General features: G+C 59.8%; 24 protein-coding genes and 1 pseudogene. 12 read left to right on the forward strand and 13 right to left on the reverse strand.

Going from position 1 to position 21,969, the window contains the following annotated elements:
- The first annotated feature begins 13 nt into the window (after nt 1-13).
- From AAEZ09_RS22260 to AAEZ09_RS22280, 5 genes are all read left to right on the forward strand, one after another.
- Nucleotides 14-1,354 (forward strand): KamA family radical SAM protein, encoded by a 1,341-nt coding sequence (locus AAEZ09_RS22260; RefSeq protein WP_045062686.1) that lies wholly within the window; start codon nt 14-16, stop codon nt 1,352-1,354.
- Nucleotides 1,355-1,378: 24 nt separating this feature from the next.
- Nucleotides 1,379-2,254 (forward strand): branched-chain amino acid aminotransferase, encoded by an 876-nt coding sequence (locus AAEZ09_RS22265; RefSeq protein ID WP_045062685.1) that lies wholly within the window; start codon nt 1,379-1,381, stop codon nt 2,252-2,254.
- An 18-nt stretch (nt 2,255-2,272) separates the two neighbouring features.
- Entirely contained in the window at nt 2,273-3,028 is a 756-nt protein-coding gene (locus AAEZ09_RS22270; protein WP_205893007.1) for a TauD/TfdA family dioxygenase, read from the forward strand.
- Nucleotides 3,029-3,095: 67 nt separating this feature from the next.
- Nucleotides 3,096-4,055 (forward strand): diiron oxygenase, encoded by a 960-nt coding sequence (locus tag AAEZ09_RS22275; RefSeq protein WP_045062683.1) that lies wholly within the window; start codon nt 3,096-3,098, stop codon nt 4,053-4,055.
- A 15-nt stretch (nt 4,056-4,070) separates the two neighbouring features.
- Nucleotides 4,071-4,892: an N-acyl homoserine lactonase family protein gene (locus AAEZ09_RS22280; RefSeq protein WP_350600794.1), complete on the forward strand. Its 822-nt coding sequence runs from the start codon at nt 4,071-4,073 to the stop codon at nt 4,890-4,892.
- 54 nt (nt 4,893-4,946) lie between these two features.
- On the opposite strand, the gene AAEZ09_RS22285 is transcribed toward AAEZ09_RS22280, so the two are convergent.
- The 5 genes and pseudogenes from AAEZ09_RS22285 to AAEZ09_RS22305 all read right to left on the reverse strand — a co-directional run bounded on the left by AAEZ09_RS22285 (nt 4,947) and on the right by AAEZ09_RS22305 (nt 10,536).
- The gene (locus tag AAEZ09_RS22285; RefSeq protein WP_350600796.1) at nt 4,947-6,368 is read right to left on the reverse strand and encodes an aminotransferase-like domain-containing protein; all 1,422 of its coding nucleotides are present in this window, start codon (nt 6,366-6,368) and stop codon (nt 4,947-4,949) included.
- Nucleotides 6,369-6,708: 340 nt separating this feature from the next.
- Nucleotides 6,709-7,413, reverse strand: coding sequence for a hypothetical protein (locus AAEZ09_RS22290; RefSeq protein ID WP_350600797.1), 705 nt, complete (start codon nt 7,411-7,413; stop codon nt 6,709-6,711).
- A gap of 234 nt (nt 7,414-7,647) precedes the next feature.
- Nucleotides 7,648-8,166, reverse strand: a pseudogene (locus AAEZ09_RS22295) (DUF6622 family protein); the annotation flags it as partial.
- A gap of 142 nt (nt 8,167-8,308) precedes the next feature.
- Nucleotides 8,309-9,823, reverse strand: a complete 1,515-nt coding sequence (locus AAEZ09_RS22300; protein WP_045062677.1) for a sensor histidine kinase — start codon at nt 9,821-9,823, stop codon at nt 8,309-8,311.
- Complete coding sequence (locus tag AAEZ09_RS22305) at nt 9,820-10,536, reverse strand: response regulator transcription factor (protein ID WP_205893013.1); 717 nt, start codon at nt 10,534-10,536, stop codon at nt 9,820-9,822. Before AAEZ09_RS22305 ends, AAEZ09_RS22300 begins: the two co-directional genes overlap by 4 nt.
- Before the next feature lie 151 nt (nt 10,537-10,687).
- Between AAEZ09_RS22305 and msrB the strand changes: the two genes are divergently transcribed.
- Together msrB and msrA are read left to right on the forward strand one after the other, a co-directional pair.
- A complete protein-coding gene (msrB, locus tag AAEZ09_RS22310) occupies nt 10,688-11,212 on the forward strand; it encodes a peptide-methionine (R)-S-oxide reductase MsrB (protein WP_045062674.1) in 525 nt (174 codons plus the stop codon).
- A 24-nt stretch (nt 11,213-11,236) separates the two neighbouring features.
- Nucleotides 11,237-11,941, forward strand: a complete 705-nt coding sequence (gene msrA, locus AAEZ09_RS22315; RefSeq protein ID WP_045062672.1) for a peptide-methionine (S)-S-oxide reductase MsrA — start codon at nt 11,237-11,239, stop codon at nt 11,939-11,941.
- A gap of 2 nt (nt 11,942-11,943) precedes the next feature.
- On the opposite strand, the gene AAEZ09_RS22320 is transcribed toward msrA, so the two are convergent.
- The gene (locus AAEZ09_RS22320) at nt 11,944-12,441 is read right to left on the reverse strand and encodes a GNAT family N-acetyltransferase (RefSeq protein WP_045062670.1); all 498 of its coding nucleotides are present in this window, start codon (nt 12,439-12,441) and stop codon (nt 11,944-11,946) included.
- Nucleotides 12,442-12,554: 113 nt separating this feature from the next.
- Nucleotides 12,555-13,460, reverse strand: a complete 906-nt coding sequence (locus tag AAEZ09_RS22325; RefSeq protein WP_350600799.1) for a LysR family transcriptional regulator — start codon at nt 13,458-13,460, stop codon at nt 12,555-12,557.
- Nucleotides 13,461-13,562: 102 nt separating this feature from the next.
- On the opposite strand from AAEZ09_RS22325, the gene AAEZ09_RS22330 reads away from it, so the two are divergent.
- Nucleotides 13,563-14,729 (forward strand): aspartate aminotransferase family protein, encoded by a 1,167-nt coding sequence (locus tag AAEZ09_RS22330; RefSeq protein WP_350600801.1) that lies wholly within the window; start codon nt 13,563-13,565, stop codon nt 14,727-14,729.
- 225 nt (nt 14,730-14,954) lie between these two features.
- On the opposite strand, the gene AAEZ09_RS22335 is transcribed toward AAEZ09_RS22330, so the two are convergent.
- From AAEZ09_RS22335 to AAEZ09_RS22350, 4 genes are all read right to left on the reverse strand, one after another.
- On the reverse strand, nt 14,955-15,209 hold the full coding sequence (locus AAEZ09_RS22335) for a Txe/YoeB family addiction module toxin (protein WP_240888787.1): 255 nt from the start codon (nt 15,207-15,209) through the stop codon (nt 14,955-14,957).
- Nucleotides 15,206-15,460 carry a type II toxin-antitoxin system prevent-host-death family antitoxin gene (locus AAEZ09_RS22340; protein ID WP_082069261.1) on the reverse strand — a complete coding sequence of 85 codons (255 nt, stop codon included), beginning with the start codon at nt 15,458-15,460 and terminating at the stop codon, nt 15,206-15,208. Before AAEZ09_RS22340 ends, AAEZ09_RS22335 begins: the two co-directional genes overlap by 4 nt.
- Before the next feature lie 190 nt (nt 15,461-15,650).
- Nucleotides 15,651-16,085, reverse strand: coding sequence for a bleomycin resistance protein (locus AAEZ09_RS22345; RefSeq protein WP_350600802.1), 435 nt, complete (start codon nt 16,083-16,085; stop codon nt 15,651-15,653).
- A 55-nt stretch (nt 16,086-16,140) separates the two neighbouring features.
- Nucleotides 16,141-18,054, reverse strand: coding sequence for an alkaline phosphatase D family protein (locus AAEZ09_RS22350; protein WP_350600803.1), 1,914 nt, complete (start codon nt 18,052-18,054; stop codon nt 16,141-16,143).
- 213 nt (nt 18,055-18,267) lie between these two features.
- On the opposite strand from AAEZ09_RS22350, the gene AAEZ09_RS22355 reads away from it, so the two are divergent.
- Both AAEZ09_RS22355 and AAEZ09_RS22360 read left to right on the forward strand, forming a co-directional pair.
- Complete coding sequence (locus tag AAEZ09_RS22355) at nt 18,268-18,609, forward strand: potassium channel family protein (protein ID WP_350600832.1); 342 nt, start codon at nt 18,268-18,270, stop codon at nt 18,607-18,609.
- Nucleotides 18,610-18,662: 53 nt separating this feature from the next.
- The gene (locus AAEZ09_RS22360) at nt 18,663-19,031 is read left to right on the forward strand and encodes a PH domain-containing protein (RefSeq protein ID WP_045062660.1); all 369 of its coding nucleotides are present in this window, start codon (nt 18,663-18,665) and stop codon (nt 19,029-19,031) included.
- A 355-nt stretch (nt 19,032-19,386) separates the two neighbouring features.
- On the opposite strand, the gene AAEZ09_RS22365 is transcribed toward AAEZ09_RS22360, so the two are convergent.
- The gene (locus tag AAEZ09_RS22365) at nt 19,387-19,674 is read right to left on the reverse strand and encodes a DUF3077 domain-containing protein (protein WP_350600804.1); all 288 of its coding nucleotides are present in this window, start codon (nt 19,672-19,674) and stop codon (nt 19,387-19,389) included.
- Between the two features lie 611 nt (nt 19,675-20,285).
- Here AAEZ09_RS22365 and AAEZ09_RS22370 point away from each other — a divergent pair.
- Nucleotides 20,286-20,708 (forward strand): hypothetical protein, encoded by a 423-nt coding sequence (locus AAEZ09_RS22370; RefSeq protein ID WP_350600805.1) that lies wholly within the window; start codon nt 20,286-20,288, stop codon nt 20,706-20,708.
- Nucleotides 20,709-21,036: 328 nt separating this feature from the next.
- A complete protein-coding gene (locus AAEZ09_RS22375) occupies nt 21,037-21,408 on the forward strand; it encodes a hypothetical protein (RefSeq protein WP_350600806.1) in 372 nt (123 codons plus the stop codon).
- A gap of 92 nt (nt 21,409-21,500) precedes the next feature.
- Here the strand turns inward: AAEZ09_RS22375 and AAEZ09_RS22380 are convergent, their stop codons facing one another.
- Nucleotides 21,501-21,830 (reverse strand): hypothetical protein, encoded by a 330-nt coding sequence (locus AAEZ09_RS22380; protein WP_350600807.1) that lies wholly within the window; start codon nt 21,828-21,830, stop codon nt 21,501-21,503.
- Between the last annotated feature and the right edge of the window lie 139 nt (nt 21,831-21,969).

Genomic DNA, 21,969 nt, shown 5'->3' on the forward strand with positions numbered 1-21,969 from the left:
CGGGAGCGCTGCCATGCAGGGAATGTCGGAGCTGCACAGATACAAGCCCTATAACGCCCGGACCATCCGCGAGACGCCGTACTGGCACAGGCTCACGCCAGCGTTACAGGAAGCCATGGACGTGGTCGCGCGGGTGATGCCATTTCGCACCAACGAATACGTGCTCGGAACATTGATCGACTGGGACAGCATTCCCGATGATCCGATTTTTCGCATGACTTTTCCCCACCCGGACATGCTGTTGCCGCAGGAGTATGCGTCGCTCAAGCAACTGATCGAGCAGGACGACGCTGCGGCCATCAAGCGCCGGATCGAAGCGATCTGGCTGCGCATGAACCCCCATCCGGCCGGCCAGTTGACCCATAACGGCGCAAGCCTGGACGGTAAAGTCCTGCCGGGCATTCAGCACAAGTACCGGGAAACCGTGCTGTTCTTCCCTGGCGCCGGCCAGACCTGTCACGCGTACTGCACCTTCTGTTTTCGCTGGGCGCAGTTCATCGGTGAAGAAGAACTCAAGTTCAACGCCCGTGAGTCCCAGGAACTGGTGAGTTACCTGCGGGTGCACACCGAAGTCACTGACGTGCTGATCACCGGCGGTGACCCGATGATCATGAACACTCGCTCGCTGGCCGGCTACATCGAGCCGCTGCTGGAGTTACCGCACCTGCGCAGTATCCGCATCGGTACCAAGTCGGTGGCTTACTGGCCGCAGCGGTTCGTCAGCGACAAGGATGCCCCCGAGCTGCTGGCACTGTTCCGGCGAATCGTCGCGGCAGGCAAGCACTTGTCTGTGATGGGGCATTACAACCACCCGGTCGAGCTGCGCCAGGACATCGCCCGCCAGGCCGTCGAACGCATTCGCTCCACCGGCGCCGTGTTGCGCATGCAGGCGCCGGTGATCCGCCATATCAACGAAAACCCCGCCGATTGGGCCGAGCTCTGGACCGAAGGCGTGCGACTTGGCGCGGTGCCCTATTACATGTTCGTCGAGCGCGACACCGGCCCTCGTCATTACTTCGCGATGCCGCTGGCCCGGGCCTTCGAGATATTCCAGGCGGCCTATCGCAGCGTGTCCGGGCTGGCCCGTACGGTGCGGGGGCCCTCCATGAGCACTTTCTACGGCAAGGTTCTGATCAACGGGATTGAAACCGTGGCCGGAGAAAAAGTCTTCGTGTTGCAGTTTCTCCAGGCCCGGGATCCGCAATGGGTGCTGCGCACCTTTCATGCGCAATTCGATCCCCACGCCAGCTGGTTCGATGACCTGCGCCCAGCCTTTGGCGAGCGGCGATTCTTTTTTCAGGACGAGCCGCTGACTGCGCCCGAATTGATACCGGTCCTGCTGGAAACGGCGTAGGACGATTCACCAGGAGATATGGACATGAGTGGCATCCCGTTTGATCAGCGCGAAGGGCTTATCTGGCTCGACGGCGAGTTCGTCGAATGGTCCCAGGCGCGCTTGCATGTGTTGACCCATGGTTTGCATTACGCGAGCACCGTGTACGAAGGCGAGCGTGTGTACAACGGCAGGATCTTCAAGCTGCGCGAACACAGCGAGCGGTTGTATCGCTCGGCACAATTGATGGATTTCGTGATTCCCTATGAGCTGGCCGAACTGGAAGCGGCCAGCCATGAGCTGCTGCAGCGCAATAACGTGGTCGACGGATACGTGCGGCCGGTGGCGTGGCGTGGCAGCGAAATGATCTCGACTTCGGCTCGCTTCAATCGCGTGCACCTGGCGATCGCCTGCTGGCAATGGCCGAGTTACTTCGACCCGGCAGGGCACATGGGCGGCATTCGCCTGAAGACCGCCGACTGGCGCCGGCCGCCCCCCAGCAGCAGCCCGTTCGAAGCCAAGGCTTCGGGGCATTACCAGATCGCTACCCTGAGCAAACACGATGCAGAAAACAACGGCTTTCACGATGCGCTGATGCTCGACTGGCGCGGCCATGTCGCCGAGGCCACCAGCGCCAACGTGTTTTTCGTCAAGGACCGGACGCTGCACACCCCGCTGCCCGACTGCTTCCTCAACGGCATCACCCGCCAGACCGTAATCGAATTGGCCGGGGCGCTGGATTACCAGGTGGTCGAGCGCACGATTCTTCCTACCGAGCTCGGCGACTTCGAGGAGTGTTTTCTGACGGGCACCGCTGCCGAAATCACCCCCGTGCGCAGCATTGATGAGCAGCGCTATCGCCCGGGCAACGCCTGTCGCGAATTCATTGCCGCCTACACCGCCACCGTCAACGCCGGATAAACCGCCAGGAATCTCACCATGTCCGATCAAGGGATTGCATTCAAAGCTGATGTTTCACTGGGCCACCGCCACGAAGAATTATCGGCACGGGGCTGGACAGTACTGACCGCCGACGAATTTGACGATGACGTGGTCGGCACACTGCAGCAGTTCGGTCCGATCATTCCGCAGTTCAACGGCCAGACGGCGTTCGCGATCACGCGCAAGCCGGGCTACGAAGACCTGCCGTACTCCCAGAGCATGAACGGTATCGGCCCGCACACCGAGGCGCCGGTCTATGCTCCGCCGCCGCGTTACCTGGCATTGCATTGTCATCAACAGGCGACCTGCGGCGGCGGCCATACGGGGCTGGTCGACGGCTACCAGTTCCTGGCATTGCTGGAACGCACCGAGCCGCAGTTGCACCAGTGGCTTGTCGAGACGCCAGTGGAGTTCGTGGCTACGGCCAAGCCTGGGGAGGCCGCGCAACGGCGGGTTAAGGAATACATCCTGACGCCGACGCAGGACGGTGACATCTTGCGCTTCAGCTACAACCAGTTTCACTACGGCGACGTCAATCCTTGCAAAGAGGATCTGCAGCAGTCGCTGGTGGCCAACAGCCCCTCGCCGCTGGCGCGGTTCGCGGTGCTGGGGGAAGCGTACTTTCTGGAGCACAACACCCCGGTGTTGATCCCTGACGGCTGCCTGCTGATTTGGGACAACTGGCGGATGATCCACGCCCGCAGTCGATACAATGACCCGGCGCGCAACCTGACCCGCTATTGGCTGGCCTGAATTTTCCGGCGCCATTCATTCTATTTGCGTACCCCTGGGTGGGTACGCGTACAACAGGTAACGCGTTATGCAAACAGCCATCGAGATCGCCAAAGTCGATCATCAATTGATCGTGCGGCTCAACCAGGCGTGGACCAAACGAGCCACGGTGTGTGCGCCGGACAAGTGGCAGGCCGGCGAAGCCTTCGACCCTGCGCGTCCGGATTACCCGGAGTGCATGGTGCCGTTTTTCCAGCACCCGAAATTCCAGGCCCTGAGCGACGAGCTCAAAAGCAGCGTGCTGACCTGGGGCTGGATCGGCTACAACCTGCGCACGGTCACTGCCGAAGAGCACGTGGTAAACCCAGCATTGAGCGTCATCGCCAATCAATACCTGGGGCAGCATGACTGGCATTTTCGCGAGGCGATGCAGCAGACGCTGATCGACGAGCACTACCACACGCTGATGCACCTGCGCGCGATCGAGCGCACCCGGGTCGACCGCGCGCTGGACCAGACGCTGGACTTGCCGCCGTCGGTCACCTATCTGCGGCTGCTGGCCCTGCGCGAAGCGTTGCCGGAACAGTGGCAGCGGGACCTGGCCTCGATCACTTTTGCAGTGGTGGCCGAAATCAGCGTCAATGCCTACCTGGATCTATTGGCGGACGATCAGAGCATCCAGCCGCAAAACCGTCGCGTGGCCGAGCTGCACAATCGTGACGAGTATGCCCACAGCAAGGTCCTGGCCGAGGTGGCCAAGGTCATGTACGGGAACATGCAGCCGCCGCAGCGGGAATTTTTCGCCCGTACGTTGTCCGTGGCCCTGAGTGCCTTTGTCGCCCAGGACTACTCGATGTGGGAAGCGATCCTGACTCAACTGGGGGTTGAGGACGCGGCGCTGATCATCGCCGACACCCGTGAGAGCAACCGTAACGCGACCATCATGCGCGACTACAGCGGGCTCCAGCGTCTGGCCGAGGACCTGGGTATCACCGGGCAAATCGATTTCGACTTCCGACCGACGCTCAAGACCGCCTCGGTGGCCTGAACCAGGAGCTGCCCCATGCCCGTTCCCGAGTACGAAGTGTTCGCCATCCGTGTCGGTGCCAATGCCCAGCGCACGGCCCGGGAGAATTTTCTGTACGACGCCTGCTGTGGTGATCCGAACGCGCCGATGCCGCTGGATTATTACTTCTGGGTGATTCGCCATGAGCAACGCGTGATCGTGGTGGACACCTGTTTCCAGCCTGCCACTGCGGATCGGCGCAACCGTCAGATGTATCGCCTGCCGGAAGAGTCCCTGCGCCAGCTGGGGATTGATCCGGCACAGGTCGACAACCTGATCCTGACTCATCTGCACTGGGACCATGCCGGAAACCTGGGTTTGTTTCCCAAGGCCACCGTGCATCTGCAGGAGGCGGAACTGCACTTCTGCACCGGGCCGAAAATGGCCCATCGCACGGTGAACAAAACCTACGAGGTCGATGACGTGATGTCGGCGCTGCCGCCGCTGTTCGAGGGGCGCATGCGTTTGCACACGGGTACCGTCGAGGTCGCCGCCGGCGTGACCCTGCATCCGGTGGGCGGGCACACGCCGGGCAGCCAGGTGGTGCGGGTCAATACCCGGCGCGGGTGGATTGTGCTGGCTTCGGACGCTGCGCATTTGTGGGTGAACATTCGCCAGCGCAGTCCGTTTCCGATTATCGATGACCTGGCGCAAACGCTGGAAGCCTTCAACGAAATCGAGCGTCTGGCGGACGGCGAGGAGCACATCATCCCTGGCCACGACCCCCTGATCGCCGAGCGTTTTCCGCATTGGAATGATGACCCGCACATCATCTGCCTGCATGAAAACGCCCTGGGGCTGCACCCAAACCCGAGCTGAAATACAGCTCCTACGGGGTACGTATACATCCCGGGGATCTCCATCAAACAGGCTTTACTTCTGGTTTTTCAGGAGTTGGCCCAGGGTCGCCAGCGCCTCCTCAATCCTCGGCGTAAACGGCGCGCCACACGCGATTCTCAGGCAGTGCCCAAACCCCGGCCCATTGGAAAAGATATCCCCAGGCAAAATCTGAATACCCACCTTCAACCCCTCATGAAACAAACGCATCGACGCATACCCAGGCGGCAGTTCCACCCATAACAGGGTGCCGCCCTGCGGCTCGGTCACGCGGGTGCCTTGGGGAAAGTGGCGCAGGATCGCGGTGCGCATCGCGTGGCGCTGCTGGGTCAGGGCGTTCCTCAGTCGGCGCAGGTAACGCTCGTAGGACGGTGTCTTCATGAACGCACTCACCGCCAACTGCGACAGCGCCTCACATCCCCTCGACTGGCTGTGCTTGAGCATCTCCACCCGGTCGTGCCAGCGGCCGGCACTGATCCAGCCCAGGCGCATCCCCGGTGCGAGGGTCTTGTTCAGCGAGGCGCAGTAGATCAGGTTGTCGCTGCGGTCCCAGTGTTTCAGCGTGGACAACGGTTGCTCGGTGTCTACCAGGTCGCCGTAGGTGTCGTCCTCGATCAGCACCGTGGCGTGCTCGGCGCACAGTTGCACCAGTCGGGCCTTGTGCGAGTCGGGCATGATGCTGCCCAGGGGATTTTGCAAATTGGGTATCACGATCACGGCGCGGATCGGTTCAGAGCCGCGCAGCAATTGTTCCAGGGCGAACAGATTGATCCCGCAGTGCGCCGCTGCCGGCACCTCGCACACCCGCAGATTAAGGCTTTCGAGAATCTGCAGCAGGCCGTGGAAGGTTGGCGACTCGACGGCAACCGTATCACCGGGCTGGGTGACGGCGCGCAGGGCCAGGTTAAGCGCCTCGGTGGCGCCGTTGGTGATCACGATTTGCTCGGCGCTCAGGTGGGTTTTGCTGGTCAGGGCGCGGCGAGCGAGGATGTTGCGCAGTGCGAGGTTGCCGCTGGTGGGCGCGGTGGTGCCCAGCAGCTGTTGGTTCTGACGCAACGCCTTGACCATGTGGTCCTGCAGGGTCTTCAGCGGGTAGAGCTGGGGTGCGCAATAGGGGTTGGCGAAATTGACCTTGATCGTCGCTCGCTGGCTGGCCTTGAGCACCGAAGACACCTGTTGGTGAATGCCGACATAGGCATCGGCAGCCAGCGGTGCCGGTGGCAGGGGGTGCGGCAGGGGTTCCGGCTGGCGAATATAGTTGCCCGAGCGCGGGCGCGCCTCCAGCACCCCCTGACCCTCCAGCTCCCGGCACACCTGCACCGCCGTCGACAGGCTGACTGCGTGCTTCTCCATCATCAGGCGGATGGACGGAAAGCGTTCGCCGTTTTTCAAGGTGCCGCTGCGGATCGCGTCGAGGTAGTGATTGGCTAACTGACGGTACAGGGGAAGTGTGTTCATGCAGGCCTCAGCAGTTGCACCACTGAGGTCTGGGCTGGACAGTGAGTAGACGCTCCCCGCAGGCGGACCCATGGTGCTCGAGGGTTAAGGGAAGTGTTAGTGCTGTTTCGATACTGGAACAGTAGTCGCGGACTTGCCTGAATCGCAGGCAATAAAAAGCCCCGCACAAGGGCGGGGCTTGGGAGAAACACGAGCTGGCGAAAAAGCCTGTGGCTTGCTCGCGCTTGAGTGGGCAGCACTCACAAAAGAAGCGGTGCTGCCACTATTCCGCGGCCGCTACGCAGTCCAGGGGGAGCGAGCTCCCGCCCCACGGGGAGGGCGCTGCGCTGCGGGAGGTGTGTTACTGGGCAGCGATGCTGAAGCCATCGAACGCGGTCTGTTGCTGCAGCGCAGTGATGATGTTCTTGCGGTTGACCGCCTGTTCAGTCCCGGCGTTGTCGAGGAAGGTTTCGCTTTCCAGCTCCGCTTCATCGCCTTCACCGACGAACGCGAAACCGAGGAACTCCAGCGCTTGGCGATCAAGGTTCAGGCGCGAACGCGGCGTGCGCAGCGGCAAGGTGACGCTCACGCCGTCCTTGCTGATGGTGAACACTTCGGCTTCTTTCTTCGCCCGCACTGTCTTGCCCTTGCTGCTGCCCGGATTGCTGATGGCCTGATGAGTCTGGTTCAGCACTTTCAGCGCCAGGCCGTAGACGATTTCCTGGAACGCAGGGTCGTCCTTGAAACTCGACAGGATGCGGCTGATCGGGAACTTGCTGCTGAGGTCTTCCAGTGCCGCGATATCAGCGGCCTCGGCGTCCTTGAGCTGCTTGAGTTCGCCCATCAGTTCGTAGGCCTTGTCATCGTCGAAGCTGTCGTGAGCCTGGCGGATCGCGGCACGCAGTTCGCGGATCTGGTCGCTTTCACGGGTCGACTGGAACGAGTCCAGGACCATCTCGGCGATGGTCTTGGCCTGTGGCAGGTGTTGTGAAAGATTGATGGAGTTTTCGTATTCCGCTTTGGACGACAAGGTGACTACGGATTCAGCGGTATTGGAATCGGACATTGAAATTTCACTACTTCTTTTAACTTGGGATGAGGCGAGAAAGCCCGGGGCCTTTTCAGGCCGCCTAATCTATTGGACCGGCGCCGTGTTGTCACGGACGAACAGGCCAGCGGCCAAAACATCCACCTCGGTGCCCCGTAGGAGCTGCCGCAGGCTGCGATCTTTTGATCCTGATCCTGATCCTGGCGGCCCCCACCTAGCCAAAGATCAAAAGATCGCAGGCTTCGCCAGCTCCTACGCATGAGTTGCCTTGAGGCCGCGAAACACCTGATAAAACCTGATCGAGCGCCCGCAAAACAGACCGCTGGCAATCCCGGACGCACAGGCCTTGAGCAACATGACTGGCAGCGTGTTCGATTGTTGCGGGTGAACCTGCGCCTCATAGCCGAAGTAGTAGTTGACCGCAAACAACAGCAGGTAGAGCACCAAGGTCTTGCTGGTGCCGGGCAGGATCAGCCCGGCTCTCGAGGCATCCAGCCTGACGTCCTGGCTGGAAAAAATCAGCAGTGCAGTGGCGCTGCCCACCAGTACGGCGACCAGCCAGAAGCCCAGCGACAACACCGGATGCAGCGCCAGATTGAGCGAATACAGGGACCAGGCGAGCAGGATCGGCGGCGTGATCAGCAGCGAGATTTTGCTTTCCCGGGTGGGGGAGAGGGCCTTGATCCCGAAATAGCAAAGCAGCACAAAGAGCGCGTAGACCCACGGTGGGGTGTTTTGCAGGGCGTTGAGCATCTTGACGTGTCCGTGTCGAAAAGCGAGCGTGGATAGTAGTCCTGTCGGGTTCTGTGCATTGGCCTATTTTCACGCACGGGGTGAACTATCCGAACGTGTCTTGCCCGCCTTAGAGCCCTGTGGGAGCAAGGCTTGCCCGCGATGCAGGCAGCGCGGTCCGTCAGACCTTTCCCGGCGTATTCAGATTCATCGACCGCACCGCCAATTGCGTGGCAACTTCCTCATCCACCGGCAACGAAAACACCAAGGTCGCCCCTTGCCCCGGGACATCCAGCAAACGAATCTCGCGGCCATGCAACTGCAAAATCCGCTGCACAATTCGCAACCCCAACCCGCCATCCCGCCGCGCGCCGCCAATATTGAACGGCCGCAGAAACAACCCCTCACGCAACTGCGCAGCAATCCCCGGGCCGCTGTCACTGACCGTGATCTCGACGAACCCACCCTGCGGCACCAGGCTGATGCTGATGATTCCGCCCACCGGCGTATGGCGCAGGGCGTTGTCAAACAGGTTGGTCAGTACCCGCTCGATTAGCCCCAGGTCGGCAAACACCCCGGACACCGTTGGCGCAAAGTTGGCCTTGAGCTGCACCTGGCGCGCTTCGGCGGTCAGTTCGAATTTCTGGAATATGTCCTGCACCAGGTCGGTCAGGGAAAACCGCTCCAGCACGGGCTGCACAAATCCATGCTCCAGCCGCACCAGCTCCAGCAGCGACTGTGCCAGCCCGCCAACCTTGCGGCTCTGATCCAGGGCGATGCCCAGGTAACGGCGGCGGTCGGCCACGGACAAGGTCGCGTCCTTGAGCGACAAGGTTTCCAGATAACCATGCAACGACGCCAGGGGCGTGCGCAGGTCGTGGGAGATGTTCGCCACCAGCTCGCGCCGCTCCTGGTCCTGGCGAGTCAACGAGCGCCATTGTTCGCTCAGGCGCGCCTGCATCTGGCGGAAGGCGGCGTCGAGTACGGCGATCTCGTCCTGGCTGGCGGCTTTTTCCACTGGCGCCGGGGGTGTTTGCGGCATGCCGTCGATATCGAACTGGCTGACGTTCGCGGTCAGGCGCCTCAAGGGCCGGGTGATCAGCGAGAAGGCCGTGAGACCGGCAATCAGGCATAACAACGCCACCAGCCCGATTGACCACAGTGCCGTGTTCAGCGCCGCGCTGGTCGCGCCTTGTTCGGCGAAGCGGTCATGTTCCTCGCCGAGCAGCACCACATAGAGGTAGCCAACCGGCTTGCCATCGACCGTCAACGGCGCGGCACTGAATACTTTGCGTGCGTCGGCGCTGCGCGGGTCGTCGCCCAGTATCGGCAGGGCATCGCCAGCGAGCAGGCGCTGGATGGGCGCCAGGTCCACCTGCTCGCGGCGAATCCGCCCCTCGGGTGCTGCGCTGCCGACAACCCGGCCTGCAGGGTCCAGCAGGTACACCTCGACGCTGGGGTTCACCAGCATCAACTGGCTGAACAGGTTGCGCACCGCATCGGGCATCAGGCCCTGGCTGTTCATCAGCACCGTGTCATTGGCAATGTGTTGCGCCAGGTTTCTCGACAACCCTTGCACCACCTCCTGCTCATGGATCTGGTTGGCGCGCACCTGCATCCACGCCGACGTGCCGCAGCACACCAGCAGGAGCACGGCGAACACCAGTGACAGGCGTTGTGTCAGGGTCAGCTTCATGGCTGGTCCTCTTGCGCCGCGAACTTGTAGCCACGGCCCCACACCGTGAGGATGCGCACGGGCTGCGCCGGGTCGGCCTCGATCTTGGCCCGCAGGCGATTGATGTGAGTGTTCACCGTGTGCTCGTAACCCTCGTGGCTGTAGCCCCACACCGCATTGAGCAAGTCCATGCGCGAGAACACCTTGCCGGGCTGGCGGGCGAAGAAGTACAGCAAGTCGAACTCCCTGGGCGTGAGGTCCAGGCGCCGACCATCGAGGGCGACGTCGCGGGTGATCGGGTCAATGGAAAGGCCATCGAGGCTCAGGCTGCCGGCGTCCATTTTCAGGTTGCGCGCCATCGCATCCACTCGCCGCAACAGCGCCTTGACCCGCGCCACCAGTTCGAGCATGGAAAAGGGCTTGGCCAGGTAATCGTCGGCACCCAGCTCCAGGCCCAGGATCCGGTGCATTTCACTGGAGCGGGCGCTGGTGATGATGATCGGCGTGTAGCGCGCCATCGCACGGGCGCGACGGCAGATTTCCAGCCCGTCGACCCCGGGTAGCATCAGGTCGAGGATCAGCGCATCCCAGCCTCCCTGCTGCAGCATGCGCATGCCTTCGTTCCCGTCCGCGCAGTGCACCACCTCGAGATGTTCATCACGAAGATGCAGGCAGATGAGGTCGGCAATATGCAGGTCGTCCTCGACCACCAGGACGCGTTTGGTCTGTTCCATCAAGCTTAATCCTTCAGCGCGGTGTGCGTAGTGTGCGGGTTTTTCGCCCATCGAGTTATCACGATTTATTTAACTCTCCGTGAGGATTTGGCGATCACACTCAGCCTAGGCTGTGTTCCATGAAAGGCCCCCTGGATTTTTGGAGACGAGCATGTTTTCACGACGGCAGTTTCTCGTAGCGAGCGGCGGGCTGGGGGTTGCAGCCCTGGCGGTCGGTGTATTGCCGACATTTGCCGGTCGCTGCTCATTCATTGGCGATTTGATTGGCGATGCCAATGCCGCAGAGGTCTTCGAAGTGACGCACAGCGACAGTGAATGGCGCGCCCTGCTGAGCGACGAGCAATACGAAATCCTTCGCGAAGAGGGCACCGAGCGCGCCTACAGCAGTGCGCTGAACGATGAGCACCGGGACGGTACGTTCGCCTGTGCCGGTTGTGACCGGGCGCTGTTTTCCTCGGCCACCAAATTCGACAGCCGCACCGGCTGGCCGAGTTTTTGGGCGCCGCTGGACAACGCGGTGGGCATTCGTCAGGACCGTTCATTCGGCATGGTGCGCGAGGAGGTGCACTGCCGAAGATGTGGCGGTCACTTGGGCCATGTCTTCGATGACGGGCCCAAACCCACTGGCCAGCGTTACTGCATGAACGGCCTGGCGATGAAGTTCACGCCGGCTTGATCTTTCGTTTCTGGAGCAAGACCCATGAAATTATCCTTCACCTGGCGTCGCACACTGCTGGCCCTGACGGCTGCTGGCGTTATCGGTCAATGCTCGGCCTTCTCCCTGGGCGCCGAGGACGCAGTGGTCATTCCACCTCCGGCACTCGACTCAACCACCCAGGCCCGCAGTGAAACCGCGGTATTCGCCGGCGGATGTTTCTGGGGCGTGCAGGGTGTGTTCCAGCACGTCAAGGGGGTGCAAAAAGCCGAGTCGGGATACGCCGGCGGTAGGGCCGATACCGCTCGCTACGAGCGAGTGAGCGACGGCGACACCGGGCACGCGGAAGCCGTCGAAGTCACGTTCGACCCGACTCAGGTCAGCTACGGCACCCTGCTGCAAATCTACTTCTCGGTGGCCCACAACCCCACCGAACTCAATCGCCAGGGGCCGGACAGCGGCACTCAGTATCGATCGGCGATTTTTACCCGCAGCGGCGAGCAGCAAAAGGTCGCCCAGGCGTACATCGCCCAGCTCGACGCCGCGCATTCGTTCAGCAAACCGATCGTGACCAGGCTGGAAAGCTACAACGGTTTCTACCCGGCTGAGGATGAACATCAGGACTTCCTGACTGAACATCCCACCTATCCCTACATCGTCATCAACGACTTGCCGAAAGTGGCGCAGCTGAAGCAGCTGTTTGCGGATCGATACCAGGAGAAACCGGTGCTGATCAAGGGCGGGTCATAACCTTAGGCCTGCACATCGGTCAGGCGCTTGCCCATTTCGAACGCGCGCATTTCAAACCCCAGTTCTGCATAGAGGCGCTGCGCCGGCGCGTTGAAGCCCCACACGGTCAAACGCAAATCCGCCGCGCCCTGGTCGAGCGCCCAGGCTTGGGCCTGCGCCATCAATGCGCGGCCAACGCCCTGGCCTCTGGCCGCCTGGTCAACACAGACCGAACCGATGCGCCCGACTCGCTGCGGTTGCATCAGCGAGCCCTTCGAGTCGGTGACTTGCACGGTGATGAAACCCTTCACCGTGGCAGCCTGTTCGGCGAGGAACACCGCGTGATTTTCGCCCTCGAGGCTGGGTCGCCAGAAGTCACTGTCGCGGGCGAAATCCCCGGTAGAGGGTGCGTAGATGTCCGGCCGGTGCTGGTGGTGCAGGCTGTTGAGTTGCTGGCCCAATCTGCAAATGGCCAGCAAATCCTGGGAAGTGGCTCGGCGGTAAAGGGTAGGGGATGTCATTGGCTGTCCTTGGCGTGTTGATGAAGCGAGATGCTCGACGCAGAAACTAAACATCGTCGCTCTCCATGTCGATCAGGTCTCCGCGCAGACTAGTGCATGCCGGGTTTGAATGGCTACTGCTTGCCCCATCGCTGCATGGCGAAGTCGACGAAATGGCGCAGCTTGGGCAGGCGGTAGCGATCCTGGGCATAAATCAGGCTCATGGGCCGGCTGGGCAGTTGGTAGTCGGGCATCAGCGCCACGAGTGCTCCACTCGCCAGGTCCTGCTCCACCAGCGCGTCCGGCAGCATCACGATGCCCATGCCGGTGCGGGCCGCCTGATGCAGGCCCGCCGAACTGTTGATCAGCAATGTGCCGCTGACGGCCACCATCACTTCACCCTCCGGACCGCTCAGGCGCCAATGTTTCGCCACCGATTGCCAGTCGTCCCCGGCCGGATAGGCGAAGGCCAGGCAGTCATGCTGTTGCAGGTCCTGGGGTGTTAGCGGATTGCCCCGGCGTGCCAGGTACGCCGGCGATGCGCACATGGTCAGGGTGTAGTCGATCAGCGGGCGGGCGATGACGTTGCTCGGCTCGATGGCGCCCAGGCGAAAGGCGACGTCCAGGCCATTTTCCAGCAGGTCGGGGCGCCCGTTGGAGAGCATCACGTCCAGTTTGACCTGTGGGTAGCGCAGGGCGAATTCGCTGAGGGCCGGCGCGAGTTTTTCGGTGCCGAAAGTCAGCGGTGCGGTGATGCGCAACGTGCCGCGGGGCGTGTCCTGGCTTTGTTCGGCGAGGCGCTCGGAATCAGCCACCAGCCCCAGCACTTCCAGGCAACGCTGATAGTAGGCGCTGCCGAATTCTGTCAGGCGCTGGCGGCGGGTGGTGCGATGGAGCAGGCGCACGCCAAGGCGCTGCTCCAGCGCACGCAGGTGATTGCCGACCATGGTGGTGGACATGGCGCACTGCAGCGCGGCGGCGGTCATGCTGCCGCTCTCGACCACCCGCACATAAACGGTCATTGCCTGGAACAAATCCATTATCAAGCCCAGCTTTAATATCATTGAAGGGTTGCAGCGTTTATCCAGCTCAAGTGGCTAACCATACTGCAAAAACACCGACAATTGATGGAGCTTGATGTCATGACCGCCGCCTGCCTGATGACCACCTATCAACCCCTGGCCCTGAGCTTTTGCAAAGGGCTGGGCACGCGCCTGTGGGATCAGGCCGGTCGCGAGTACCTGGACGCGGTGGCGGGTGTGGCGGTGACCAACGTCGGCCATTCCCACCCGAAAATCGTCGCGGCCATCAGCGAGCAGGCCGGCCTGTTGCTGCATACCTCCAACCTGTACAGCATCGACTGGCAACAGCGCCTGGCCGGGAAGCTGACCCAATTGGCCGGCATGCAGCGGGCGTTCTTCAACAACTCCGGCGCCGAAGCGAACGAAACCGCGCTGAAGCTGGCGCGCCTGCACGGCTGGCGCAAAGGCATCGAGCAGCCGCTGGTGGTGGTCATGGAAAATGCCTTCCACGGCCGGACCCTCGGCACCTTGTCCGCCAGCGACGGCCCTGCAGTGCGCCTGGGGTTCAGCGAACTGCCGGGAGATTTCGTCAAAGTGCCCTTTGGCGACCTCAAGGCGCTTGAGCGGGTGCAGCAACGGCACGGCCCACGCATCGTCGCGATCCTCATGGAACCGATCCAGGGCGAAAGCGGCGTGCAACCGGCGCCCCCCGGCTACCTGAAAGCCGTGCGCGAACTGTGCAACGGGCACGGGTGGTTGATGATGCTCGACGAAATCCAGACCGGCATCGGCCGCACCGGCCAGTGGTTCGCGTTCCAGCACGAAGGCATCGTCCCGGACGTCATGACCCTGGCCAAAGGCCTGGGTAACGGCATCCCCATCGGCGCCTGCCTGGCCCGCGGCAAAGCCGCCGACCTGTTCACCCCCGGCAGCCACGGCAGCACCTTCGGCGGCAACCCGCTGGCTTGCCGTGTCGGTTGCACGGTATTGGAAATCATCGAGGAACAGGCACTACTGGAAAACGCCGCACGCCAGGGCGAGCGGCTGCTCACCAGACTGCGCGCCGAACTGGCAGACAACCCAAACGTGCTGGCCATTCGTGGTCGGGGCCTGATGATCGGCATTGAACTCAAGCAGCCCATCCGCGACCTGACCCTGATCGCCGCCCGGGACCACGGCTTGCTGATCAACGTAACCCGCGGCAAAACCATCCGCCTGCTGCCGCCGTTGACCATTGATGAGCGGGAGGTGGAGATGATTGTCAGAGGAATCTGCCGGGCGATCTGATCACACCAAACCAACCACAACCCCGGTAACCCTCGATAACCCCCGGCAAATCCCGGCATTACCCCGGGATTACCCTGCAAATCCCGGCAAATCCCGGCAAACCCCGTAGGAGCTGCCGAAGGCTGCGATCTTTTGATCTTGATCTTGGATAACGCGGAAACCGCCGAAGATCAAAAAATCGTCCGAACGCGGCCCGAGCCTGCGGCAACTCTTACCAAGCCCAGATCAGTAGTGATACCGGCACATCACAACCCGAAGCTCACCGTCCTCAACTGAGTACACAAGGCGATGTTCTGCGGTGATTCGCCGTGACCAAAAGCCGCTCAAATTGTGTTTGAGCGGCTCAGGCTTCCCAAGTCCGGTGAAAGGCTCGCGCTGAATTGATTTGATCAGCAGGTTGATTCGCTTGAGGCCTGCCTTGTCATTGTGTTGGAACCACAGATAGTCGTCCCAACCTTCAGGAGTGAACTCGATATTCATTCTTCAATGAGTTGCCTGGCTTTGGTTTTTCCTGCGCGTAAATTGCCGATCGATTTGATCAAGCGCTCGGCATTGGCTGGAGAGCGCAGTAAATATGCCGTCTCCTCCAAAGCGTTGTATTCCGCCAGGGACATCATCACCACCGGCTCACCTTTTTGACGAGTCACCAGCAGTGGAGCACGGTCTTCGTTCACTCGATCCATTGTTTCGGCCAAGTGCGCTCGAGCTGTCGTATAGTTGATGGTTTGCATATTGTAGTCCTCGCCTCAAGCAAAGAACGTACAGAAATGAGTACAGGGTGGCAAGGTAATACCTCTGAGTGGTCGCTACGCAAACGGTGCATTTGCGTATGAGCTGAGTATCACCCGATAGCCGCCGAGACGTTTCTGCTAGTGATGTAGGCCTTTTCCGATAAATGCGCCATCCTGCATTCCGCCAGGATCAGGTCGGTTTCTGACTGGTACGCTCCCCAAGGCTTTCCACTAACCGCACCAGATACCCATCCGGATCCTGCAGCAGAAACTCCCGCTGGCCCACTTCAACCTCACCCGCGCGATACCAGGTGTCGGCACACGCTCGAAACAGCGGCCATTGAACTTCAGCCAGCCGCCGCAAAACAGGTTCAACCGATTCAACAGTAATCTGGAAATTGATACCCCGACCGAAGGGCGCCTGCAGCGCACCACTGAGCCATTGCCCCTCGCCGGGATCGTATTGCTCCAGCATCAGCTGCGCGCCGTTCAAGTCAAGGTAGGCAAACCCGACTTCAGGCCGCTCGTAGGCAATCGGAATACCGACCAATACCGTCCAGAAATGCAGGCTTTTCCTGATGTCGCTGACCATCAGTTCAGGTACCAACTTGCTCCGTGCAAACATACATATTCCTTTGTAGGCGTGAGCCTGCTCGCGATACAGACGACCCGGGCCCCCGTCAGTCCTCTTGCGGCGCCACCATCCGCGTCTTCGGCAGGCCGTTTGAATTGTGTTGATAAATTGCCTGGGGCTGACCCTGTTCGTTAAAGAATACCTGCCCGATCCCCGCCGAATTCCACAGCCGCTCACCCGCTTCAGCATGCTCAGGCACATGCGGGACAATGCGCATCAGCCGGCGCTTGGTCAGCCAGTTCAGCGGCGAGCGCGGCGAGTAGAGCCAGCGGTTGAGCCGGTCGAACCACTCCAGCAGCCTCGGCGGAAACTCGTTCTTGATGCCACTGCTGGTCACCTGCCAGATACGCGGCCCACCCTTGCGGTGTCGGATAAATACCTCGTACACGAAGGAATAATGCACATCCCCCGACAGGACCACGTAATTACCCGGCGTACGCGAGTGTCGGAAAATATTCAGGATCACCTGCGCCGCGCCACGATGGGCCATCCAGTTTTCAGCATCCACCAGCAGCGGAAAACCGCACCAGCTGAACACTTTCTGCACCGTCTCGATCAACTTCACACCAAAGATCGGCGCCGGCGACACGATGATCGCCGAGGGGTGATCCAGCAGTTCCTGCTGCAACTCGCTGAGCGCTTCCCAGTCGAGCAAACCCGAAGGCTGCTTCAGCGTCATCTCGCTGCGCCAGCGCCGGGTGCGCGTATCGATCACCACTAGCGCCGGGCTGGTGGGCAGCACGTAATGCCACTGCTGAAATTTCAGCAGGTCATCGATCAGGTCGTCCTGCACCGGGCTGTCCAGGTAACGGTCCCGCCCGGTCGCGCTGAACTGTGCCGTTTTCTTCAGCAGATCCTTGAACGCATCCGGGTTATTGCCCCAACCCTGACACAGCATGTAGGCGATCAACGCATTGCCGATGATCCGCTTGGAGAACGGATGCCCGTAGGCCGTTTCCTCCCACTGCGCGGAAAGGTTCCAGTCATCGGTAATGTCGTGGTCATCGAAAATCATCAGGCTCGGCAAATGCGCCAGCGCCCGGGCCACACCACCCAGGCCGGCTTTGAAACCATCGATGCGCATCTGCTCCAGCGCATACCGCTCACGGCGCTGTGCGGTCAGCTCCGGCGGCTGTGGTGCAATCAGCGTCCAGGCTGTCGGCGACCACACCAGCAGGTACATCGCCATCACCTCGGCAAACGTCACCAAATGATTGTCGGCGCTGCTGCTGGTGAAAATCGGCTTGCGCGCCCCACCGAAAAATCGCTCACGCAACGTCTCGTTGCTCTCAAGCGCCGGTAACAAATCCGCACGGTGGTAATAACTGGCCGGGTGCTCATAGAGCTTGGCGCTGTCGCTGACCACCGCGCCTTCGAGGTGCTCCTCGAACAGCCCCAGCCGCTCGATCAGCGCATGAATCGCCCGCAGCGTGGGCCCAGCGACGTCATCGGCATACACCTGGTCGCCCGTCATCATCAACAACGCGGGACGCTGTTGCGGCTCGTGTTCGGTCGCCAGCAACTGATCGACACAGAGCAAACCGTCGGCAGCAGGATGATGCGGCTTGCGGCAGGAACCGTGCAGCAACTGATCGACCCGCGCGCGCAGCACAAAATTCGGTCGCAGCGCGTCGCCATACAACAAGTGCGGCGCCCAGTCGGCAATGCCGGCACCGTCAATCAACACGTCATATTCGATCAGGGTGTCGCAGGGCAGGGCGCTGTCGAGGGGCACATCGATCAAATGCACGAAAGCATGGCTGCCCACCGCAATCACCGTGCACTGCGTGGCGTCGAGGCGGATGTCGGCGACACCCTGCAAATGCAGGGTCAGCTCCAGCTCCCGCGACCCCACCAGCCACAGCACCAGCCGCGTGGGCTCCAGGCGCCGCAACAGCGGGCCGGCGAGAACCGGGGGCAGGGAGTGAAGATCGGCAGTTGGTGGCAGCGTTACGGACATCCGGTCAAGGCTCTTGGTGCGCAGAGGCGGGCGATGATAACGCAGGTGGCGGCGGACAGCGAAAGCATCGCGGGATCGCCGGGGGCACTTGTTGTTGCGCTGCGTTGCGGTACCGTCCTGGCCAGGGTTGCGCCAGCGGTTTCCAGCGCTTGTGCCAAGCTGATAGTGGCTCAATCCGTCATCAGCCCGGACAACCTCCAGGAAGCCCATGCCATGAAACCCACTCATGCATCGCACGTGCGTAGAGAATTCTTCAAAGCCGTCGGTTTCTACCTTCGCGTCGTGTGGCCCATCGTCTCCGTGCTGGTGCTCATAATCGTAGTGTTCGGCTTCACCATCGCCTATCTGGAGGGCTGGAAGGCGCTGGACGGCATCTACTTCGCCTTCGTTACCGGCTTCACCATCGGTTACGGAGAACTCGTGCCCAAACTCGGCGCATCGCGGATCCTGGCAATCCTGCTCGGGTTCAACGGCGTGTTGATGACCGCGATATTTGCGGCGGTCAGCGTTCGGGCGATTGAAGTGGCCGTGAAGGCCACGGCGGGGGAGGAGTAGGTAAGCCTGCGGCAACATGCTTAGATAGGTATTTAACCCATAGGGAATGGCACATGATCGACTTCAACAACAAAGGCTTCTTCAAGCTCAAGCAAAATGACGAATACGCCGAACGGGTTACCGCACTGCTATTGGAGGGGGAGCAGGTCATCGACTCCTACAAATCCATGCGCGACGGCGTGGTGTTTACCAATAAACGCATCATCGCAGTGAACGTCCAGGGGCTGACGGGCAGCAAGAAAGACTTCACCTCATTGCCGTACAAAAACATCGTGGCGTATTCGGTGGAAACATCAGGAACCTTCGATCTGGATTCGGAACTGGAGATATACTTTTCGTCGTTGGGCAGAGTGAAATTCGAATTCACTGGGCGCACTTCGATGGTGGAAATCTCCAAATTGATTTCCCAGCACCTGCTCTGAAGCGGGTGTACCCCCGAAAAGCTTGGGCCTGGCATCATTCGCGACCGACCCCTAATCAGCGGGAGCCCCGCTCCAAAAGGCCCGCTGTGGAAACCCCACTATGGAGTTACTTCTGTGGAAGCCCTCCTGTGGGAGACCCTGTTGAAGTGACCGCAGTGGGAGTTACCTCTGTAGGAGCAAGGCTTGCCCGCGATAGCGCCAGCCCAGCCACCCCCAATCCCCCAGCCCCTCAGGGCCTACAAGACAACCCAAATCCAGACCCCACACACCCCACCTGTGGGAGCGGGCTTGCCCGCGATAGCGCCAGATCACCCACAACAAACCCAAATGACCCAGCACCATCGCAAGCCCACCCTCAGACTAACCCCCCAGAATCCCCCCGCTCCCGCATCAAAACCTTAACCGAATCATCAACCAACGCCTTACCCATAGCCACCAAATAATGCGCAGCCCAAGCATGCCTCCCATTGTCTTTGGCATAAGCAGCATCCTCAGTCAGCGACTTGGCAAGGCAAAGAAAATCCGAAGCCATCGATAACGCATCGGCAATGGGCACACCACCAATGACGTGAAACATCGCTTGATTACCGAGGTAGATCGCGGGGGTGAAGCCGATGGTTTTGAGTTCGGGACTGTCGGTCATTTGCCACCTCCGGTGATGGAGAGGGCGTGTGGGAGGGTGGATGGTGGGGCGTTACGCAACTGGGAACTGCGTAGAGGGGGAAGCCACACTTCATACGGTTTGATGGTGCGCATTTCAAAGCTCCTAGATTTAAGAAGCTGCCACGTTCGTTTCCAAGCGAATGGGTGACAGCTGTGCGCAGGTTGGAAAACCGGGAATCTAGGAAACCGGCACGCCCGAAGACGTCCCACGCACAGCCGCCATAGATCACTACTGCGAGAGTAAAAACTCCTGCAAACGTGAGTAAGGCACTGATGCGCTTCCAGATTTGATCGGGTTTCCAAGCCCGGTCGCTGAGTTGGCAGCGACGGTGGAAGGGTAGCGTGCAGGTCCTTTTCCTGCAACCTTTGAAAACATCCTGTTTCAGGCTCATTCACTGGAAAGCCAGCGGTCTCAGGAACAGTAAAGATGCACTTGCCGCCATTTAAGAGTTTTCCGATATCTATGTGCATTTGAATATATAGATAACTTCATAAAAGTTAGCTGTGAAATTTTATGCCAGGCTTGAGCGGAATATGGCAGTGCATTCGTATTTTTTGGTTATAAAATATGTTTTTTATTAGTGAATAGAGGTGATTAAGATTAAGATTATAGGTTCTATTTCTCGTGCTCTAGGTTTTTCGCCCGCGCGTCAGGTAACAGACAAAGTTATTCGTGGTCTTGAGAAAGAGCTTTCGAGTGTAAGGCAGTCCAATAACGTGTATTTTGCCATAGCACCTGGAACAGCTGTTTCTAAAGAGGATAATTGTACCCGTGAATTGAAAATGGTGTCTTTGTCTGCGGTTTTAAAAAAAGCAACTAATATGCTAGATCTTGCAAAGCGTGAGGGCGCAAGTCCGCATAAAACTGAAGCTTTGGGCGCCGTGATATCTGACTCTAAAGATTTTAAAAAAGCGATTCCCGCAACAGCGAAACTTTTGGATGTGGAAATCGCCGGTGATATAAAAAAATATAATGATCCTTTGGCTCGTGCTATGGATGATTATCACGATTGAGTGGTTGTGAATATATAATGGAGTACCTGTGAATTTCCTGGTTTAGGCATTGAGCAGCTAGCTATTGAATCGCGGCGATGCCTCCCTTTCTTTGCACTTGGTATGAGCGAAATATGACGGTTGGTTTTTATTCCATCGCTATGATTGCACTAACTCCATAAGGAGGGGGTGAAACGTTTTGAATCTAAAGCCGTCAGTTGCGGATCGCCTATAACTGGCGGTGCTGCTCCGTCCGTCATCTGAAAGCGCAGTAGCGCAGATGTCTTGGGCGGGCAACTGAGTACAAAATATTGTGTCCACTGATTGTTTTAATAATTTGGGGGTTGTCATGAATTTCTCGAGTTTAAATTGCACTGGATCGCGCACCGTAGTTCCTCCGTATACGGTAGATATAAAGCGTGTAAAAGCCCTTGAGCAAGAACTGGCCGCAGCGACGAATATCGAGACTCCGTTTTTTATCATATTGGGGTATAAGCTAGACGCCGCTAATCAGCAGTTTAACGCTAAGGGGGAGGCGTTGCTTAAGGTGAAGGATAATATCGCCAACTTGCTTAATTTCGCCAGGATGGGGTGTCCGGGCACCAGCGAGGCCGAGGCGCTCGAGCGGATGAGTAAGGAAGTCGCCGGTGAAATTAAAAAAAATGAGGAGATGAAGGCCAGCCAAAACCGAAAAATTGAAGGTGACGTTGCACGAGCTTAAGGTTTCCACGGCGCTGCCGGGTCTTGCTTCGCATGGAACAGAGACGCTGTGGCACGCTTGAAGCTTGCCGTTACCGGTAAGCTTTTCGGCGCTTAATAAATGTCTTTCAGGTAGTTCTGCAGTATCAGAAGCGCTGCTTCCAGTTGCTGGAGAGTCTGCGCACCATCAAAATCTACCGACAACCTCTGCAGTTCGCGCCCCAAGGGTTTATCCACGTCCCCCAAGGCATCCAGTGCCAACGCCAGGCATTGGTTGACCCTCAACTGGATCGCCGCGATATCCCCCTGGCGCACCAGTAAACCAAAAACCTCGCGCTCGTAATCGCTCATGATCGGATCATCGCGCAGAATCGGGCTCGACCCCTCCGTCTCATATGCGAGCTTCAGGCAGAACAGGGCGACGGTTTCCAGGAGCAATTCCATGGGGGGAATCCTTGTGAAATTTTTCACCGGGTTTGGGAGCGGTGGAGGAAGAGCAGGATCAAAAGATCGTCCGATCGCGGCCCGAGCCTTCGGCAGCTCCTACGCGGGGTGGTGGGGTGTCGAGTGCTTTATCGTGGGC

Source organism: Pseudomonas sp. 65/3-MNA-CIBAN-0223 (genome assembly GCF_040310425.1).
In the GTDB taxonomy this organism is placed as follows: Bacteria; Pseudomonadota; Gammaproteobacteria; order Pseudomonadales; family Pseudomonadaceae; genus Aquipseudomonas; species Aquipseudomonas gregormendelii.